Origin of the sequence: Streptomyces sp. NPDC048419 (assembly GCF_043200415.1) — a bacterium.
Taxonomy (GTDB): Bacteria; Actinomycetota; Actinomycetes; order Streptomycetales; family Streptomycetaceae; genus Streptomyces.
The window spans coordinates 79,770-96,136 of sequence record NZ_JBICXT010000009.1; the positions used below are offsets into that span (position 1 = coordinate 79,770).

16 protein-coding genes are annotated in these 16,367 nt (G+C 71.5%); 6 read left to right on the plus strand and 10 right to left on the minus strand.

Annotated elements, in window-relative coordinates; translation table 11 throughout:
* Positions 1-40: 40 nt before the first annotated feature.
* On the minus strand, positions 41-1,501 hold the full coding sequence (locus ACGFYN_RS20290; RefSeq protein ID WP_393867208.1) for an aldehyde dehydrogenase family protein: 1,461 nt from the start codon (positions 1,499-1,501) through the stop codon (positions 41-43).
* Positions 1,502-1,613: 112 nt separating this feature from the next.
* Complete coding sequence (locus tag ACGFYN_RS20295; RefSeq protein ID WP_393867405.1) at positions 1,614-2,438, minus strand: helix-turn-helix domain-containing protein; 825 nt, start codon at positions 2,436-2,438, stop codon at positions 1,614-1,616.
* A gap of 332 nt (positions 2,439-2,770) precedes the next feature.
* Between ACGFYN_RS20295 and ACGFYN_RS20300 the strand changes: the two genes are divergently transcribed.
* Positions 2,771-3,286, plus strand: coding sequence for an ATP-binding protein (locus tag ACGFYN_RS20300; protein ID WP_393867209.1), 516 nt, complete (start codon positions 2,771-2,773; stop codon positions 3,284-3,286).
* 92 nt (positions 3,287-3,378) lie between these two features.
* On the opposite strand, the gene ACGFYN_RS20305 is transcribed toward ACGFYN_RS20300, so the two are convergent.
* The 4 genes from ACGFYN_RS20305 to ACGFYN_RS20320 form a co-directional block, all read right to left on the minus strand.
* Positions 3,379-3,597 carry a DUF397 domain-containing protein gene (locus ACGFYN_RS20305; protein ID WP_393867406.1) on the minus strand — a complete coding sequence of 73 codons (219 nt, stop codon included), beginning with the start codon at positions 3,595-3,597 and terminating at the stop codon, positions 3,379-3,381.
* 168 nt (positions 3,598-3,765) lie between these two features.
* The gene (locus ACGFYN_RS20310; RefSeq protein WP_393867407.1) at positions 3,766-4,236 is read right to left on the minus strand and encodes an SRPBCC domain-containing protein; all 471 of its coding nucleotides are present in this window, start codon (positions 4,234-4,236) and stop codon (positions 3,766-3,768) included.
* 92 nt (positions 4,237-4,328) lie between these two features.
* Positions 4,329-4,682, minus strand: coding sequence for an ArsR/SmtB family transcription factor (locus ACGFYN_RS20315; protein WP_393867210.1), 354 nt, complete (start codon positions 4,680-4,682; stop codon positions 4,329-4,331).
* Between the two features lie 11 nt (positions 4,683-4,693).
* Positions 4,694-5,065 (minus strand): VOC family protein, encoded by a 372-nt coding sequence (locus ACGFYN_RS20320; RefSeq protein ID WP_393867211.1) that lies wholly within the window; start codon positions 5,063-5,065, stop codon positions 4,694-4,696.
* Between the two features lie 217 nt (positions 5,066-5,282).
* On the opposite strand from ACGFYN_RS20320, the gene ACGFYN_RS20325 reads away from it, so the two are divergent.
* Positions 5,283-5,798 carry a hypothetical protein gene (locus ACGFYN_RS20325; protein ID WP_393867408.1) on the plus strand — a complete coding sequence of 172 codons (516 nt, stop codon included), beginning with the start codon at positions 5,283-5,285 and terminating at the stop codon, positions 5,796-5,798.
* A gap of 94 nt (positions 5,799-5,892) precedes the next feature.
* Positions 5,893-6,423, plus strand: a complete 531-nt coding sequence (locus ACGFYN_RS20330; protein WP_393867212.1) for a DUF4232 domain-containing protein — start codon at positions 5,893-5,895, stop codon at positions 6,421-6,423.
* Between the two features lie 16 nt (positions 6,424-6,439).
* On the opposite strand, the gene ACGFYN_RS20335 is transcribed toward ACGFYN_RS20330, so the two are convergent.
* Together ACGFYN_RS20335 and ACGFYN_RS20340 are read right to left on the minus strand one after the other, a co-directional pair.
* Positions 6,440-7,615 (minus strand): DUF2786 domain-containing protein, encoded by a 1,176-nt coding sequence (locus ACGFYN_RS20335; protein ID WP_393867213.1) that lies wholly within the window; start codon positions 7,613-7,615, stop codon positions 6,440-6,442.
* Positions 7,616-7,661: 46 nt separating this feature from the next.
* Positions 7,662-8,606 (minus strand): S41 family peptidase, encoded by a 945-nt coding sequence (locus tag ACGFYN_RS20340; RefSeq protein WP_393867214.1) that lies wholly within the window; start codon positions 8,604-8,606, stop codon positions 7,662-7,664.
* 112 nt (positions 8,607-8,718) lie between these two features.
* On the opposite strand from ACGFYN_RS20340, the gene ACGFYN_RS20345 reads away from it, so the two are divergent.
* The 3 genes from ACGFYN_RS20345 to ACGFYN_RS20355 all read left to right on the plus strand — a co-directional run bounded on the left by ACGFYN_RS20345 (position 8,719) and on the right by ACGFYN_RS20355 (position 11,928).
* Complete coding sequence (locus tag ACGFYN_RS20345) at positions 8,719-9,345, plus strand: LysE family translocator (protein ID WP_393867215.1); 627 nt, start codon at positions 8,719-8,721, stop codon at positions 9,343-9,345.
* Positions 9,346-9,470: 125 nt separating this feature from the next.
* Entirely contained in the window at positions 9,471-10,205 is a 735-nt protein-coding gene (locus ACGFYN_RS20350; RefSeq protein ID WP_393867216.1) for a Clp protease N-terminal domain-containing protein, read from the plus strand.
* Positions 10,206-10,239: 34 nt separating this feature from the next.
* Positions 10,240-11,928 (plus strand): bifunctional 3'-5' exonuclease/DNA polymerase, encoded by a 1,689-nt coding sequence (locus tag ACGFYN_RS20355; RefSeq protein WP_393867217.1) that lies wholly within the window; start codon positions 10,240-10,242, stop codon positions 11,926-11,928.
* A 31-nt stretch (positions 11,929-11,959) separates the two neighbouring features.
* Here ACGFYN_RS20355 and ACGFYN_RS20360 read toward each other — a convergent pair whose 3' ends face one another.
* A complete protein-coding gene (locus ACGFYN_RS20360; RefSeq protein ID WP_393867409.1) occupies positions 11,960-15,154 on the minus strand; it encodes a BTAD domain-containing putative transcriptional regulator in 3,195 nt (1,064 codons plus the stop codon).
* A 308-nt stretch (positions 15,155-15,462) separates the two neighbouring features.
* The gene (locus ACGFYN_RS20365; protein WP_393867218.1) at positions 15,463-16,365 is read right to left on the minus strand and encodes a glycosyltransferase family 2 protein; all 903 of its coding nucleotides are present in this window, start codon (positions 16,363-16,365) and stop codon (positions 15,463-15,465) included.
* Between the last annotated feature and the right edge of the window lie 2 nt (positions 16,366-16,367).

Consider the following 16,367-nt stretch of genomic DNA (forward strand, 5'->3'; position numbering starts at 1 on the left):
ACACCGACGAAGCTACGGGCCCTTTAGGACAGGTTCCGTCCTAGAAGGGGAATCGGCTCCGGCCGTGCTGCACCGAGATCCACTTCAGCGTGGTGAAGCACTCGACGGTCGACTCGCCGTTCAGTCGGCCCACGCCCGAGCTCTTCTCGCCGCCGAAGGGGACGAGCGGCTCGTCGTGGACGGTCCCGTCGTTGACGTGGAACATGCCGGTGTCGATCTGCTTGGCGAAATTGACGCCGCGCTCGACGTCGCCCGTGTGGACGGCGCCGCTCAGGCCGTACGGCGTGTCGTTGACGAGGGCGACCGCCTCCTGCTCGCCGTCGAAGGGGATGAGGAAGGCGACCGGGCCGAAGACCTCCTGCCGGAGCAGGGCCGAGTCCGCGGGGACGCCGGTCAGGACGGAGGGCTCGACCAGGTTCTCGGTGGTCGTGCCGTGCACCAGGGCCGTCGCGCCCTCGGCGATCGCCTGCTCGACGGTGGCCGAAATGGCGTCCGCCTGCGAGGAGTTGATCACCGGTCCGATGACGGTCTGCGGGTCGCTCGGGTCGCCGGCCTTGAGCGTCCTGACCTTGGCGACGAACTTCTCGGTGAACTCCTCGGCGATGCCGCGGTCCACGAGCACCCGGTTCGCGGCCATGCAGACCTGGCCCTGGTGGACGTACCGGCTGAAGACCGCGGCGTCGACCGCGTAGTCGATGTCGGCGTCGTCGAGGACCACGATCGCGCTGTTGCCGCCGAGTTCGAGGACCGAGCGCTTGAAGTGCGAGGCGCAGACGGTGGCCACATGGCGGCCGACCTTGTCGGAGCCGGTGAAGGAGATGACCTTCGGGACCGGGTGCTCGATGAAGGCGTCGCCGATCTCCGCGATGTCGGTGATCACGACGTTCAGCAGACCGCCCGGCAGACCCGCGTCCTCGAAGATCTTCGCGACCAGGGAGCCGCCGGTGATCGGGGTGTTCTGGTGCGGCTTGAGCACCACGCCGTTGCCGAGCGCGAGGGCCGGGGCGACCGACTTGAGCGACAGCAGGAAGGGGAAGTTGAAGGGGCTGATGACGCCCACGACGCCCACCGGCACGCGGTAGAGGCGGTTCTCCTTGCCGTCCACGGGCGAGGGGAGGATCTTGCCCTCGGGGCGCAGCGCCCACTGGATCGACTCGCGCAGGAACTCCTTGGCCAGGTGGAGTTCGAAGCCGGCCTTCAGCCGGGTGCCGCCGAGCTCGGCGATGATCACCTCGGCGATCTCCTGCTCGCGCTCCTCGATCAGCCTGAGGGCCTTCTCCAGGATCGTGCGGCGCGCGTACGGATTGGTCCTCGCCCATTCCTTCTGGGCGCGGGCGGCCGAGCGGTACGCCTCGTCGACCTCGTCGACCGTGGCTATGGTGATCGACGCCAGCTTCTCGCCGTTGTACGGGTTGAAGTCGATGATGTCCCAGGAGCCGGTGCCCGGGCGCCACTCACCGTCGATGTACTGCTGGGCCAGGTCGGTGAAGTAGGACGACATGTGATCCCCAAATCACTAGCAGACAGACGATCGACGTCACGGTCTGATCACACGTCATCGTACTGGTGACGCAAGTGAGTTGGGGACGCTCCGCAATCTTCTGGGGAGAACTCTAGGAGAGTTGGAGGAGACCCCGGAGCAGATCACGGCTCTCGTCCGGCCCCGGACTGTCCTGCTGGAGCTCCTTGAGCGCCTTCTCGTACTGAATGACGTCCTCGTGTTTGTCCAGGTAGAGCGCGCTGGTGAGCTGTTCCAGGTAGACGACGTCCGACAGGTCGGACTCGGGGAAGCTGAGCAGCGTGAACGCGCCGCTCTCGCCCGAGTGGCCGCCGAAGCCGAACGGCATGATCTGCAGCCGTACGTTGGGCCGCTCCGAGATCTCGATCAGGTGCTGGAGCTGGCCGCGCATCACCTCGCGGTCGCCGTAGGGCCGGCGCAGGGCGGCCTCGTCCAGGACGACGTGGAACTCGGGGGCGTGCTCGGCAAGGAGGTTCTTCTGCCGCTCGAGACGCAGCGCCACGCGCTTGTCGACGTCGGCGCGGCTCGCGCCCTTCATGCCCCGCCTCACGACCGCGCGCGCGTACGCCTCGGTCTGCAGCAGACCGTGCACGAACTGCACCTCGTAGGCGCGGATCAGGTGCGCCGCACCCTCCAGCCCCACATAGGTGGGGAACCAGGTCGGCAGGACGTCGGAGTAACTGTGCCACCAGCCCGCGACGTTGGCCTCGCGGGCGAGGGAGACGAGCTGGGCGCGCTCCTGCTCGTCCGTGATGCCGTAGAGCGTCAACAGGTCTTCCACGTCACGCGTCTTGAAGCTCACGCGGCCCAGTTCCATCCGGCTGATCTTGGATTCGGAGGCGCGGATCGAGTAACCCGCTGCTTCGCGGGTGATCCCGCGTGCCTCGCGCAGCCGCCTGAGTTGCGAGCCGAGCAGCATGCGCCGCACCACCGATCCGGGCTCTCCCACGCTCACGTTCGCCAGCCTCCCCAACCGCTTCAGAGGCCAGAGTCTGCCACTAAAACACTCCGAGCAGTACTCGTCCGATTACAGAGAAGGGAAGAAGTCAAAGATTCCGCACAGGAGAAGGGAAGGAGATGGCAACCAGAGGGAGAGAAGATGGCGGAAAAAATGGCCAACAAGCGGTACGGGCACGTCCAATTCGGTCACGTGCACGTGCATCTGCACCTTGCATCTGCACCGCGCATCCGAAACCATGGTCCCGCGCCACCGCTGCATCGCAACGACCGCGAATTCCGGGAGTGCCTCGCATGGGGACGAATGGATCGACCATGCTCGAGCCGTTACGGCAGGGCCTTCCGCCGCTTGACCTCACGGCCGTGTCCAACGCCGCCTCCTGCGCCCTTCCCGCCCGGTACGAGGCCGTGCGCGAGGCCCGGCGCTTCACCCGCAGAACCCTCGACCAGTGGGACATAGGCGATCGCTTCGACGACGTGTGCCTGGTGGTCTCGGAGCTCGTCACCAACTCCCTGCGGCACGGCCTGCCGGCCGGCACCCTGTGCGCCGCGGACCAGAGCCCGCCCGTACGGCTGCACCTGATGCGCTGGACGGAGCGGCTGGTGTGCGCTGTGCGCGACCCGAGCCAGGCCAGCCCGGTCGCCCGCGAGGCGGACGACTTCTCGGCGGAGTCGGGCCGCGGCCTCTTCCTCGTCGACTCCTTCGCCGACGGCTGGGGCTGGCACCCGATGGCGGGCACGCTGGGCGGGAAGGTCGTCTGGGCGCTGTTCCGGCTGCCTCACCCGCCCCGGCCGCAGTCCGCCGAATAGTGCACCCGGGCATTGTTCGACGCCCGGGTTCTACGCGCGTCACAGCCCGTAAACAGCCGATTGCCCCGAGTTGCCCCGGGGGTTGGCGGCGGTCAGCCCGCGATCAGGTGGTCGAACTCGCCGTCCTTGATGCCCAGAAGCATCGCCTCGATCTCCGCGCGCGTGTAGACGAGCGCCGGACCGTCGGGGAAGCGCGAGTTGCGCACGGCCACCTCGCCGCCGGGCAGTCTCGCGAACTCCACGCAGGAACCCTGCGAGTTGCTGTGCCGGCTCTTCTGCCAGGCCACCCCGTTCAGCTCCGTGGCTGTCATGCCGTTGTACGCGTCGCGGTCCACAGGTCGCTCCCCGGTGGTGCGGTGGCCATGTGGCCATTGATGCAGAGGTCAACTTCCCGGATCATAGCCGTCTTCATGTGCAGATGCATGAGCAGATGCACGTGCACGCGGGGTGGTCCTGCGGTTACAGCTTTGGTGAGCGCTTTACCCGAGCCCTTCCAGCGTTTGCCCCAATGCCTGCAGGACATGCGATCGCCAGCCGCCGCCCATGATCCTGCGCGCCATCAGTTGCGCCGGGTCGTCCGGATCGAAACCCTCGTGCACTAGGAACAGACGCGTTCCGCGCCCTTCCTGTTCCAGTGTCCAAGTGATGGTCCAGTCCGCGGGATTGGCCGGATCGGCGTCAGCCCAGCGGAGGGACAGCATCCGCTCGATGTCGTAGGCGAGGACCCGCACGTCCACGACACCGGAGAAGTTGGTGTTGGGCCTGGGTACGGAGGTCAGGCGATACCGGTGCCCCACCTCCAGCCGGAAGTCCCCGGCTCCCTGCATCTGCCACTGCACGAGCAGCGCGGGCTCGGTGAGGGCGCGCCAGACCTTGGCGGGCGGGTGGGGGAAGAACTGGTCGACGCGGATGACGGTCAGGTCGCCGGCGTTCAGATCGTCGTCGCTCATGCGGTCGTCGCTCAAGCGGTCGTCGTTCAGGTCGTCGTGGGCCGGATCGGTGTGGGCCGGGTCGCCGTCGCGGCCGTCCGTGGGTTCTGTGCTCATGCCGGGTCATCGTCGGGCATGCGGTCCAGCAGATCGCCGAGGCCCTTCAGCCGCTCGCGCCAGAACCGCTCATACGGATGGAGCCAGTCCTGCACCTCGGCGAGCGGGGCCGCGTCGAGGCGGTAGATGCGCTGCCGGCCGGAGCGCTGCTCGGAGACGAGGCCGGCCTCCCGGAGCACCTTGAGGTGTTCCGAGAGGCTCGGGCGCCGCATGTCGAAGTGGTCGGCCAGGGCCTGGACGGGCTGAGGCCCGCGCTCGCGCAGCAGCCGCAGCACCTCGCGGCGGGTGGCGTTCGCGAGCGCGGCGAAGACGCGGTCGTCGGCGGCCTCGCGGGCCTCGGCTGCGGGCATGACCGGCCTTTCTACTGGTGGGCCTCCGTGATCAGCATCAGACCGTTGCCGTCCGGGTCCCGGAAGGAGGCCATCCGGCCCCACGGAAGGTCGTCCGGGCCCTCCACCTCGGTGCCCGCCTCGGCGAGCCGGGCACAGTCGGCGTCGACATCGGTCGTGACCAACATGATCCCCCGGGTCGATCCGGGCTCGAAATCCCCCATCCCCGGCCCGGACAGCGTGAAGACGGTCTGCGCACCCTTGGGCGCGACCTGGAGCCACCGGCCCGGCGGCATCTGCAGGTCGGCGGTGACCTCGAAGCCGAGGACGTCCCGGTAGAAGCGAAGGGCGCGGTCCTGGTCGACGACGGGGAGCGTGACGAACGAGGCGTGGGTGATGTTCATGGAGACGACGATAGGTAGGGAATTCCCTACGAGTCAAGCGTAGGCAATTTCCTACCCGTGGAGTGCCGGGCGCACGCAAGTCCTCCCGCCAAACCTCACAGGCGCTCCCCATGGGGTCGCCGGGAGCTGCTGGTAGCTTGCTGCGGGCGTTTCGGTCGGGGGCCGGAGCGTTCGGCCACCTCCTGCTACAGCTTGGGAGCTTTCAGTGACTTCGGCGATGTTCACGCGTTCCTCTCGCAGGGTGTCGCGTCGGCAGGTGCGGATCGCGGCGGCGGTCGCCGGGCTGGTGGGCACGCTCGTGCTGAGCGCGTGCAGCGACGGCGGCGGCTCCAAGGACGACTCCTCGTCCAGCCCGTCCGCCTCCTCGACCTCGACCGCGGACACGGGTGGGAACACCGGTGGGACCGCGAGCGCGTCCGACGACCTTCAGGGCAGCTGGCTCGCCACGACCGGCGGCAAGGCCGTCGCCCTGGTGATCAACGGCAAGCAGGCCGGGCTCTTCTCCACCGGCGGCACCGTGTGCAGCGGTACCGCCGGCAAGGAGGCCGGTATGCGGATGATCCACCTGACCTGCGCGGACGGCGACAAGGGCCGGGCGTCGGGAATGGTCGACTCCGTGTCGAAGAGCGGGATGCGGATCACCTGGTCGGGCAGTGTCGGCAAGGAGACGTACACCAGGTCCAAGGGCGGGACGCTGCCGACGGGGCTGCCGACCGCGAGCCTCGGGCAGTAGCCGCCGGGGGGCGCGCGAGCGCCTCACGCGCGCGTGCGTGATGATCGGTGCACGCGATCACCGGCGTCACGCCGCAGAGCACCAGAGGATCCCTATGCGCGCCACCCCCATCGCCGTCGCCGCTCTCGCCGCGGCCCTGCTTCTCACCGCCTGCGACAACGGCAGCGGCGGTGGCGACGGCAGCAACGGCAAGGCCGCCAAGTCCGGCGACGCCTGCACGCTCGACGGCGTCGGCGTGCAGGTCGGAGCGAGCGCCGCCCCCAGCGCCGGCGACTCCGGCGACGTCACCGTCACGATCACCAACAACGGCTCCACGTGCACCCTGAGCGGTTTCCCGGCCGTCCGTCTGCAGGCGGGCGGCACCACGAGCAGTGTCCCGTCCGACAAGGCCGCCAAGGCACAGAAGCTGACTCTCGCCAAGGACGCGACCGCCTCCTTCACGATCACCTACGTCCGCGGTGAGGCGGGCGGCAAGCAGAGCCTCGCGGTGAAGACGGCCAAGTTCAGCCTGCCCGGCTCCTCCGCCGGGCACAGCATCCCGTGGTCGTACGGCGAAGTGGCCCTCAAGGGCGGCGCGGACCGGCCGAACGCCTCGGTGACGGCCTTCCAGCAGGCCGGCGACTGACGGGCGCCCGTCCGGCTCAGGGAAGCCGCGGCCGGGTCCCGACCTGGGCCCGGTCCGCGGCCTGCGCGCCCTCGGTCCAGCCCGCCGCGTCGCTCACCCCGCGCAGACGGCTCGTCGTCGTCTGCGGGAACAGATCGTCCGTGCGGTCGGTGACCGCGACCTCGCGGGAGGCCAGCACCGGGAGCGGGTCGTCGGTCACCTGCGTCTCGGCCGCCGCCGCGAGGCGCGTGCCTATCCGGTGGGCGTAGGCGGCGAGGAAGGACTGCCGGAAGGTCTTGGTGCGTTTGCGGCCGCCCGCGCGCTGGGCCGCCTCCGCCTTCGTCATGGCGGCCGTGGCCTGCACCAGGAGCGAGGTGTGGAGCAGCTCCACCGCCTCCAGGTCGGCCTCGAAGCCGACGACGGTGGAGAAGCCCAGGGGTTCGTTCCACACCGCGCGGCAGTGGTTGGCGGTGGCGACCGCGTCCAGCAGTACCGCCTTGGCCTGCTCGTACGGTGCCTCGACGCCGATCCGGCAGGCGCCGGGTGCCGAAGGGGACGGCGCCCGGGCCGCGAGCAGCGCCTCGTCGATGCTGTGCCGGGCCATCAGCTCCTGGGCCTTCGCGGACAGCGCCTCCGCCTCCTCCGGGAAACCGGTCGCCTCCGCCTTGGCGAGCAGAGCGCGGATGCGGGTGAGCATGCGGGACTCGGTGCCGCGGCCGGAGGCGGGACCGGGCCGGTGCGTGGGCTCGTCGAGGGATTCGAGCGACGGCAGGCGCAGCAGCAGGCGGTACAACTCCAGGACGGTGGTCGCGTGCGAGAAGCGGTCGGTGCCGGGCGGCGCGGCTACGGACCCGGTGCTCCCGGACGGCCCGGCGGTCCCGGCTGCATCGGCTTCGGCGGTGAGGTCGTCCAGCTGCGCCTGCCAGCGGGGGCCGCGCGGGCCGTCGTAGGGCGCCTGTGCGCGGATCAGTGCCACCGCCAGCCGTACGTGTACGTCGTCCAGCTCGCGCCGCACGATGCGCGCGACGTCGGCGGGCTGCCAGCCGCGCTGCCAGGCCGTCGCCACGAACTCCCGGCCGCGTCGGGCGAGTTCGGCGTCGGACTCCGGGTCCGCGGCCAGCAGGGAGGCGCCCGTGTCGAGGGCGGTGTCGCTCTCGGCGTACAGGGCGGCCCCGAAGGCGCTGTCGACGGTGCTGGACGCAGTGCTGCTCACCCGTCGATCGTGCCACGCGGCACCGACAACCGGTCCCGGGGCCGGGTCAGCCGTGGATCAGGGCCAGCGCGCGGTCGAGGGCGTCGGGGGCCGGGCAGGGGACGTCGGGGAGGACTCCGGTGCCCTCCCAGTTGGTGCCGGAGACCGGGTTGATCGAGCGTCCGACCGGGATCGTGGCCTCCAGGTTCGGGTGGACCGTCCAGCCCTCGCGGGGGTGGGCGCCGCCTCGGGTGGTCTCCCCCACGACGGTCGCGCGGCCCAGCTGCTGTAGGTCGTAGGCGAGTTCCTCGGCTGCGGAGAAGGTGCGCGGGCCGGTGAGGACGTGGACCGGCTTGGTGCCGCCGAAGCGGGCGCCTGGGACGTGCGGCAGGCTCCAGGACTGGTCGTGCCGGTCGCCCACGCGCGCGTACATGGTGTTGAGGTGGGTGCGCTCCTCCAGGAGGTAGCTGCAGACGAAGGCGACGGTGTCCGGGTCGCCGCCACCGTTGGACCTGAGGTCCAGGATCAGCGCGTCGGCGGGCGCGACGAGGGTGAGGGCGGCGGTCAGCGGCCCGGCGGACCAGGCGAGCGGGAAGAGGGTCGGGGACAGTTCGAGCAGGGCGGTCCCGCCGTCCAGGAGCTGGACGCGCGGAACGCCGCCCAGGGAGGCGTCGAAGTCGCGCCGCATCGCCGCCAGAGCGGCCTCGCCCTGCCCTCGCGGCACCTGCTCCGGGTGGTACTTGAGGCGCAGATGCGGATCGCCGTTGAGCGAATGCAGATCCGCGGTGACCAGGTCGCCGAGCTCCTCCGCGCTCGCCACGCCGTACGCCCCTTCCGCCAGGCGCCGGCGCAGTAGTGCGGCCAGCTGTTCGGCGATCTCGGGGAAGACGTAGTGCTCGGTGATGAGCCGGGCGGTCTCGTCGACGACCGCCGGAACGTCTGTGACGGGGACGGCGGTCGAGACCGGTCCGGGTGCGGTGGCGGTGTCCTTGGCCGGCGTGGTCGTCGTCATGGCAGACGAGTCAATCACCGTGCGCGGGGGCCTCACACGGCGTTTTCCCGGACTCGTCCCATTCCCCGAAATTCGGTCGCCGCCGCGCCCGGCCGGGTTCCAGCATGGTCGCATGGTGGACATGTCTTCGTACGCGGCCTTCCTCGTCGCCGCCTTCGCGCTCTGCATCACTCCCGGCCCCGACATGATGTTCATCGTGGCGATGGGCGGACGGGGCGGGCCCAGGACCGGAGTGCTGGCCGCGTTCGGCGTGGCCTGCGCGATGTTCGTGCACTCGGTCGCCGCCGCGCTCGGTCTGTCGGCGCTGTTCCTGGCACTGCCGACGCTGTACCACGTGCTGCGCTGGGCGGGTGCGGCCTATCTCCTGTACCTCGCGGTCAAGGCCTTCCGGGACCGTGCGGTGCCGGTGGAGGAGGGGGCGCCGGCCGGGCCCGGGCGGCGGCGTGCCTTCTGGCAGGGGGCCGTCACCAATCTGCTCAACCCCAAGGTGATCCTCTTCAACGTCTCCTTCCTGCCGCAGTTCGTGGACCCCTCCCTGGGCCATGTACGCGAGCAGTTCCTGGTCTTCGGGCTGACGATCACGGTCATGGGGCTCGGAGTGGACGGCTCGATCGGCCTGCTCTCCGGGCGGCTCTCCGCGCTGCTGCGCCGCAGTCGGCGGGTGGCGCGCGGGATGAACATCTTCAGCGGGACGGTCTTCACGGGGCTGGCCGTGCGGCTGGCGGCCTCTCCGAAGTGACGACCCGTAGCGGCGACCCGAAGTGACAGCCCGAGGTGACAGCCCGAAGTGACGGCACGCGTGCGTGGAGGCGTTACTGTCAACCGCCGGTTGACAGCCCTGAAGTGTCAACCTACGGTTGACACATGACGACCAACCCCGGCATCACGTCATCCGTACGTCTCGACGACCTCATCGCGGCCATCAAGAAGGTTCACTCCGAACCCCTCGACCAGCTCCAGGACGCGGTCATCGCCGCCGACCACCTCGGCGAGGTGGCCGACCACCTGATCGGCCACTTCGTGGACCAGGCCCGGCGCTCCGGAGCGTCCTGGACGGACATCGGCCAGAGCATGGGGGTCACCCGGCAGGCGGCGCAGAAGCGCTTCGTGCCCAAGGAGTCGACCGGTCTCGACCCCAACCAGGGCTTCGGCCGCTACACCCTGCGCGCCCGCAACGTGGTGATGACCGCGCACAACGAGGCCAAGGCCGCCCGCAACACCGAGGTCGCCCCGGCGCACCTGGTCATCGGCCTGCTCGCCGAACCGGAGGGCCTGGCCGCCAAGGCGATGGTCCTGCAGGACGTCTCCCTCGACGCCGTGCGCGAGGCCGCGACCGCCGCGCTCCCGCCGGGCGCCGACGAGGCCCCCGAGCTGGTCCCGTACTCCTCCGACGCCAAGAAGGTCCTGGAGCTCACCTTCCGCGAGGCGCTTCGCCTCGGTCACAACTACGTCGGCACCGAGCACATCCTGCTGGCCCTGCTGGAGTTCGAGCACGGCTCGGGCGTGCTGGCCGGCCTCGGCCTGGCGAAGCGGGCGGTGGAGGCCGAACTCGCCAAGGCGCTGGAGGGGTATCTGCAGCCCCCGCCCACGCAGGGCTGACGCCGTGGTCGGACCCCCCTGCGACACTCGCAGCATGACAGACCGCTGGGCACTCGCCCCGGCCGAGGACGGTGGCGTGGAGATCGCCCCCCTCGGCCCGGACGGCCTGCTCACCGGACCGGTCCGATGGGAGCCCGACCTCGCGACGGCCGTGCGGGCACGGCCGGACGTCGCGCGATGGGTGTGGCGGTCCACGGCCGAGGTGTACCCGCGTCTGCTCGCCACAGGGATGCGGGTGGAGCGGTGCTACGACGTCGAGGACGCCGAGACCCTCCTGCTGGGCCACGAGGGGAGGTACGGCGAGCCCCGCTCGGCGGCCGCCGCCCTGGCCCGGCTGCGCGGCGGCCCCGTACCGCCCGACCCGCCCCTGCGCGCCGCCGAACCCGGCGCGCAGTCCTCCCTCTTCGAGCCGCAGGCCGTGCACCTCCCGCTGCCCGACCTCGTCGACGTCTACGCCGGGCAGCAGCGCCGGCACGACGCGACCGCGCACCCCGACCGGATGCGGCTGCTGACCGCGGCCGAGTCGGCGGGCATGCTGGTCGCCGCCGAGATGAACCGCGCGGGGCTGCCGTGGAGCGCCGACGTGCACCGCCGGGTGCTGCACGAACTGCTCGGCGAGCGGTACGCGGGCGGTGGCGAGCCCCGGCGCCTGGCCGAACTCGCGGACGAGGTGTCCACCGCCTTCGGCCGCCGGGTGCGGCCGGACCTGCCCGCGGACGTCGTCAAGGCGTTCGGCCAGGCCGGGATCAAGGTCAGGTCGACCCGGCGCTGGGAGATCGAATCCCTCGACCACCCGGCCGTGAAGCCGTTGCTGGAGTACAAGAAGCTGTACCGCATCTGGGTCGCCCACGGCTGGTCCTGGCTGCAGGACTGGGTGCGGGACGGGCGGTTCAGGCCCGAGTTCCTCGCGCACGGGACCGTGACAGGGCGCTGGGTCACCAACGGCGGGGGCGCCCTGCAGATTCCCAAGGTCATCCGGCGCGCGGTGGTCGCCGACCCCGGCTGGCGGCTCGTCGTCGCGGACGCCGACCAGATGGAGCCGCGCGTACTGGCGGCCATCTCCCGCGACCCGGGGCTGATGGAGGTGGCCGGCCGCGAGACCGACCTCTACCAGTCCGTCTCCGACCGGGCCTTCTCCGGCGACCGCTCCCAGGCCAAGCTCGCCGTGCTCGGCGCGGTCTACGGCCAGACCTCGGGCGACGGCCTGAAGAACCTCGCCGCGCTCAGACGCCGCTTCCCCAAGGCGGTGGCGTACGTCGACGACGCGGCGCGCGCAGGCGAGGAGGGGCGGCTGGTGCGGACCTGGCTGGGGCGGACGTGCCCGCCGGCGGCCGGGTCGGGCGACGCCGTCGAGGAGGCCGGCATCCCGCAGGACGACCCGGCCGAGACACCCTCCGGTGACGAGTGGGTGCCGGGTTACGCCTCGACGAACACCCGCGCCCGCGGCCGCTTCGCCCGCAACTTCGTCGTCCAGGGCAGCGCGGCCGACTGGGCTCTGCTGCTGCTCGCCGCGCTGCGGCAGACCTGCGCGGACATGGCGGCCGAGCTGGTCTTCTTCCAGCACGACGAGGTGATCGTGCACTGCCCCGAGGAGGAGGCGGAGGCCGTGGTGAAGGCCATCCGGGAGGCGGCGGAGCTGGCGGGCCGGCTGACGTTCGGGGAGACACCGGTGCGGTTTCCGTTCACGACCGCGGTGGTGGAGTGCTATGCCGACGCCAAGTGACCTACGGGGGCGCGGAGTTGACGAGCGGTGATCAGCGGACGTCCGCCGTGGCCAGCAGCTCGTTCAGCTCCGCGACCACCGTCTTCTCGTCCGTCCCGTCCAGCGCGTCGAGGGCACCGCGCCATTGCGCGTACGCCTCCTCGCCGCGTCCCTGCTCCCGCAGCAGGAGCCCGTGCTGGTGGCGGGCGAGACCGCCGGTGTAGCGGTCGGCCCGGGCGTCCGCGCGGCGGAGCAGCTCGGCGCACTCGTCGCCGGCCCGTTCCGTACGGCCGAGCAGCCGCAGCGCCCGCACCAGGCCGAGCCGGGTCTGCGACTCGCCGTGCCAGTCGCCGTGGCCGCCGAGGATGCGCAGGCTCTCCTCGAAGTGGGGTACGGCGGCGGCCGGTTCACCAAGGGTGAGGTGGGCGTAGCCGATGTTGCAGTGCGCGGAGTGCTGCACGATCACGGCGCCGATCTCGTCGCCGATGGCGAGCGAGCGCCGGTGCTGCTCGATCGCGGCCCGCGGGTCGGTGTGCTCGTACAGGTTGCCGAGGTGGCTGTGGGTCACAGCCTCGCCCTGGGGGTCGTTCAACTGCCGTGAGTACTCCAGGCTCTGGCGCAGTGCCTGTCCCGACTCCTCGTAGCGGCCGAGTCCTTCGAGCAGCAGGCCACGGTTGTTGAGGCAGCGGCGCAGCCGGGAGACATGGCCCAGCCGGCGCCAGATCGTCAGCGCCCGGTCGTTGAGGGCGAGGGCCTCGCCCTGCTGTCCGGTCAGGAAGTGCAGGCCGGCGAGGTCGCCCAGTGCGTACGCCTCGGCTGCCTCGTCACCGAGGCGCCGCGCCACCCGGAGGGCGGCCCGGCCGAGTACCTCCATCTCGGCGACGCGGCCGCTGCGCTGCACGTACGGGAAGAAGAGGCGGATCAGGGCCGAGATGTGGGCGGCTCTGCGGGGGCCGGCTTGGTCCGCGTGATCTGCGTGATCTGCGTAGCGCTCGACGAGGGTGATGACGTTCCGCAGCTCCATGTCGCCCCAGGCGAAGGCCTGTTCGGGGCATTCGAAGGCGGGGAGGACGGCGACGTGCGCCGCGTGGTCCGGGGGCTGGGCCGCGGTCGGGCGGCGTCGGTCGTCCTGGTCGAGGCCCGGCTCGACGATCGAGGTGAGGACGAGTTCGGCGACCGCGGCGTACCAGGGCAGGGCGGAGTCGACGTCGCCGGTTCCTCCGGCGAGTTCGCGGGCGAAGTCGCGGACCAGGTCGTGGGGGGCGTAGCGGCCGTACGCCGTCTCCTCCAGGAGGGCCACGTCCACGAGCCGGTCCAGCGCGGTCTCGGCTCGGCGCGCGTCGATGCCGACGAGGTGGCCGAGCAAGGGGGCGCCGTAGACGGGCAGGTCGAGGGCGCCGATGCCGCGCAGGACGAGGGCGGCGTCGCGGTCGGCCTCGCGCTCCGAGGCGGCGAGTGCGTCGTGGGCGACGGCCAGGGAGCGGCGGACGCTCAGGTCGTCGTATTCGAGGTGGCGCAACCGGCCACCGGTGGCGGCCAGTTGATGGGCGAGTACGTCCGGGGTGAGCGCGTTCCGGGCGGCGAGACGGGCGGCGACGATGCGCAGCGCGAGGGGGAGGCGGCCGGTGAGGGCGACGAGGGGGTGGCCCGGGTGCAGGGTGTCCCGGCCGGAGGCCGCTCTCAGCAGGGCGGCGCTCTCCTCGTCGCTCAGCGGGGTGAGCGGGAAGCGGCGGGCGCCGTCGAGGGTGGTCAGGGGTGAGCGGCTCGTGATGATCACGGCGCATCCGGGACCGGCCGGCAGCAGGGGGCGTACCTGGGCGGCGTTCGCGGCGTCGTCGAGGAGCAGCAGGGTACGGGTGGGGGCGAGTTTGCTGCGCAGCAACGCGGCCGCGGCGTCCGGGTGTTCGGGGATGTGCCGGGGCTCCGTGCCCAGGTCTCTCAGCAGGGCGGTGAGGGACTGGGCGGGAGTGAGGGGGGTCATGCCGGGGGTGGCGCCGTGCAGGTTGAGGTAGAGCTGGCCGTCGGGGAAGTGGGGGCGGATCCGGTGCGCGGTGTGCAGGGCGAGGGCGCTTTTGCCCACGCCTGCCATACCGCTGATCACCACGTGGTTCCGGCGGGTGAGGAGGGTGTGCTGCAGGGCGGGGTGTTCCGTCGTCCTGCCGGTGAAGTTCGGTGGAGGAGGGGGGAGTTGGGCCGGCGCGGGGGGCGTGAGCGACACCCGGCCTTCGGCCGGTTGCGGGCTCCCACCCGCACCCCTCGTGCGCGTGTCGACGTCAGGTGCCGAGGGCCCCTGTGGGGGGTTCTCAGCGTCGGCGGCCGCGGGTTGGCCGGCCGGAGGATCCGTCTCCTTCAGCACCTCCGCGTGTGCCCGTCTCACCGACTGGCCCGGTTCCACACCCAGTTCTTCCCGTAGCCGGGCGCGTAGGTCTCGGTGGACCGCCAGGGCCTCCGCCTGGCGGCCGGTGCGGTGGAGGGCGAGCATCAGCTGGCGGTGGTAGGACTCGCGCAGGGGGTGCTCGGCCGTCAGCGCGGTCAACTCGGGGACGATGCCGTCCAGTCGGGCGCTGTCCATGGCCAGTTCCGCGTCGTAGCGCCATTCCAGGAGAAGGAGGCGGGCCTCCTTCAGGCGCTGGGTGAAGGCGTGTCCGCAGAACTCCGGGGGGAGGCCGCCGAGCGGGGTGCCCCGCCAGAGGGCCAGCGCGGACGTGCACTCCCGGACGACGCGCTCCCAGTTACGAGCGGCGTGGGCGCCGCGTGCCGTGGCGAGGTGGCGTTCGAAGACGTGGACGTCCAGCTCGCCCTGCTCGACCCGCAGCACATAGCCGGGCGGCACCGCGCGCAGCCGGTCCGGATCGTCGAGCAGCCTGCGCAGACGGGCCACGTGGTTGTGCAGCGAGGCCTGCGCGGACGCGGGCGGCGCCCCGGCCCAGAGCGCGTCCTTGAGCGACTCGACGGAGACGACGCGGCCGGCTTCGAGGAGCAGGGCGGCGAGCAGGGTGCGGACCTTGGGGCTGCCGACGGTTCTGACGACGGCATGTCCCGGCCGGGCCTCGCCGCCCCCACTGCCGACGCTGCCGTCACCGTCGTAGCTGCCTTCGCTGCCGTCACCGTCGTGGCTACGGTCGCTGCCGTCACCGTCGTGGCTACGGTCGCTGCCGTCACCGTCGTCGCCGCCCTCGGCGGCGCCGGGAACGTCGTAGAGCACCGGCGGCCCCAGCAGTCCGAACCGCGGCTCGTACCGCCTCACGCCGTCCACTGCCTTCCCATGTCCCTGACGGATTTCCGCTTGAAGGGAGAACCGTTGGCCACATGTTAGCGATCCGTTGGTGCGGCCTGATGTGATCACTTCATCGGATCTGGCCCGGGGGTGCGCGCGTACGACGCGCAACTCGGGGGAGTGACGCCGCCGCGGCCGGATCCGGGGACGTCGGAGGGTCCCGGTCGGCGGAGGCGAGCGACCGGGGCCCTCGTCCCCTCTTTCGTCCCGTCTTTCGTCCGGACGACTTCGGCCTGCTTTCGTCCGGTTGACGTCAACCCGCCGGATCGCGGCCGGTGTCAGACCACAGGCGGCCGACCCAGCCGCGCCAGCCGCCACACCGTCCGCCATCGCATCGGCCGCCGCTCGCCGGCCGGCTCCCGCAGACCCTCCACGAAACCGCCGAGCCAGGCCCGCAGTCCCGCGCGCGAGCGGGTCCGTACGAGGGTGAGCAGCGTCCAGACGCCCAGGTGCACGGGGATGAGCGGGAGCGGAAGGCGGCGGCGGACCAGCCAGACCCGGTTCCGGGCGGTCACGCGGTGGTAGATGGCGTGCCGGGCCGGTGAGGTCTTCGGGTGCTGGAGCAGCAGTTCCGGCACGTACAGGATGCGCCAGCCGGCGTCGGCCGCCCGCCAGGCCAGGTCGGTCTCCTCGTGGGCGAAGAAGAACTGGGCGGGCCAGTCCCCGATCTCGTCGAGCATGGCCGTCCTGAAGGCGTGGCCGCCGCCGAGGAACCCGGTGACGTAGCCACCCCGCATGGCGTCGGAGGCGCCGAGTCTGGGCACGTGCCGCTGCTGGGTCTCGCCGTGCTCGTCCGCGATGCGGAAGCCGACGATGCCGAGTTTCGGGTCGGCCGCGAACAGGTCCCGTACCCGGCGCAGCACGTCGGCGTCTACGAGCAGGCCGTCGTCGTCCAGCTCCACGACGACGTCGACGTCCCCGAACTCCCGTAGCTGGGCCAGTGCTTGGTTGCGTCCGCCCGGGCAGCCGAGGTTCTCGTCGAGTTCGAGAAGGGTGACCTCGCCCGGCAGCGACAGCCGCTCGCCGAAGTCGGGCAGCGGGCAGCCGTTCCCGACGACCACGATCCGGGTGGCGGCGACGTCCTGCTTGGCCACGGACTCCAGCAGGGCGTCGACCTCGTCGGGCCGGTTTCCCATGGTCACCACCGCGACGGCGATCCTCGGCGCTCGCCGGTCCCCCATGC

Bases quoted from the DNA above. Each gene is read 5' to 3' on its own strand.
- ACGFYN_RS20345 (WP_393867215.1), top strand. From the start codon at position 8,719: ATGGTGGACATGTCTTCGTACGCGGCCTTCCTCGTCGCCGCCTTCGCG.
- ACGFYN_RS20350 (WP_393867216.1), top strand. From the start codon at position 9,471: ATGACGACCAACCCCGGCATCACGTCATCCGTACGTCTCGACGACCTC.
- ACGFYN_RS20305 (WP_393867406.1), bottom strand. From the start codon at position 3,597: ATGACAGCCACGGAGCTGAACGGGGTGGCCTGGCAGAAGAGCCGGCAC.
- ACGFYN_RS20310 (WP_393867407.1), bottom strand. From the start codon at position 4,236: ATGAGCGACGACGATCTGAACGCCGGCGACCTGACCGTCATCCGCGTC.
- ACGFYN_RS20340 (WP_393867214.1), bottom strand. From the start codon at position 8,606: ATGACGACGACCACGCCGGCCAAGGACACCGCCACCGCACCCGGACCG.
- ACGFYN_RS20330 (WP_393867212.1), top strand. From the start codon at position 5,893: ATGCGCGCCACCCCCATCGCCGTCGCCGCTCTCGCCGCGGCCCTGCTT.
- ACGFYN_RS20295 (WP_393867405.1), bottom strand. From the start codon at position 2,438: ATGCTGCTCGGCTCGCAACTCAGGCGGCTGCGCGAGGCACGCGGGATC.
- ACGFYN_RS20290 (WP_393867208.1), bottom strand. From the start codon at position 1,501: ATGTCGTCCTACTTCACCGACCTGGCCCAGCAGTACATCGACGGTGAG.
- ACGFYN_RS20365 (WP_393867218.1), bottom strand. From the start codon at position 16,365: ATGGGGGACCGGCGAGCGCCGAGGATCGCCGTCGCGGTGGTGACCATG.
- ACGFYN_RS20315 (WP_393867210.1), bottom strand. From the start codon at position 4,682: ATGCCCGCAGCCGAGGCCCGCGAGGCCGCCGACGACCGCGTCTTCGCC.
- ACGFYN_RS20300 (WP_393867209.1), top strand. From the start codon at position 2,771: ATGGGGACGAATGGATCGACCATGCTCGAGCCGTTACGGCAGGGCCTT.
- ACGFYN_RS20325 (WP_393867408.1), top strand. From the start codon at position 5,283: ATGTTCACGCGTTCCTCTCGCAGGGTGTCGCGTCGGCAGGTGCGGATC.
- ACGFYN_RS20320 (WP_393867211.1), bottom strand. From the start codon at position 5,065: ATGAACATCACCCACGCCTCGTTCGTCACGCTCCCCGTCGTCGACCAG.
- ACGFYN_RS20355 (WP_393867217.1), top strand. From the start codon at position 10,240: ATGACAGACCGCTGGGCACTCGCCCCGGCCGAGGACGGTGGCGTGGAG.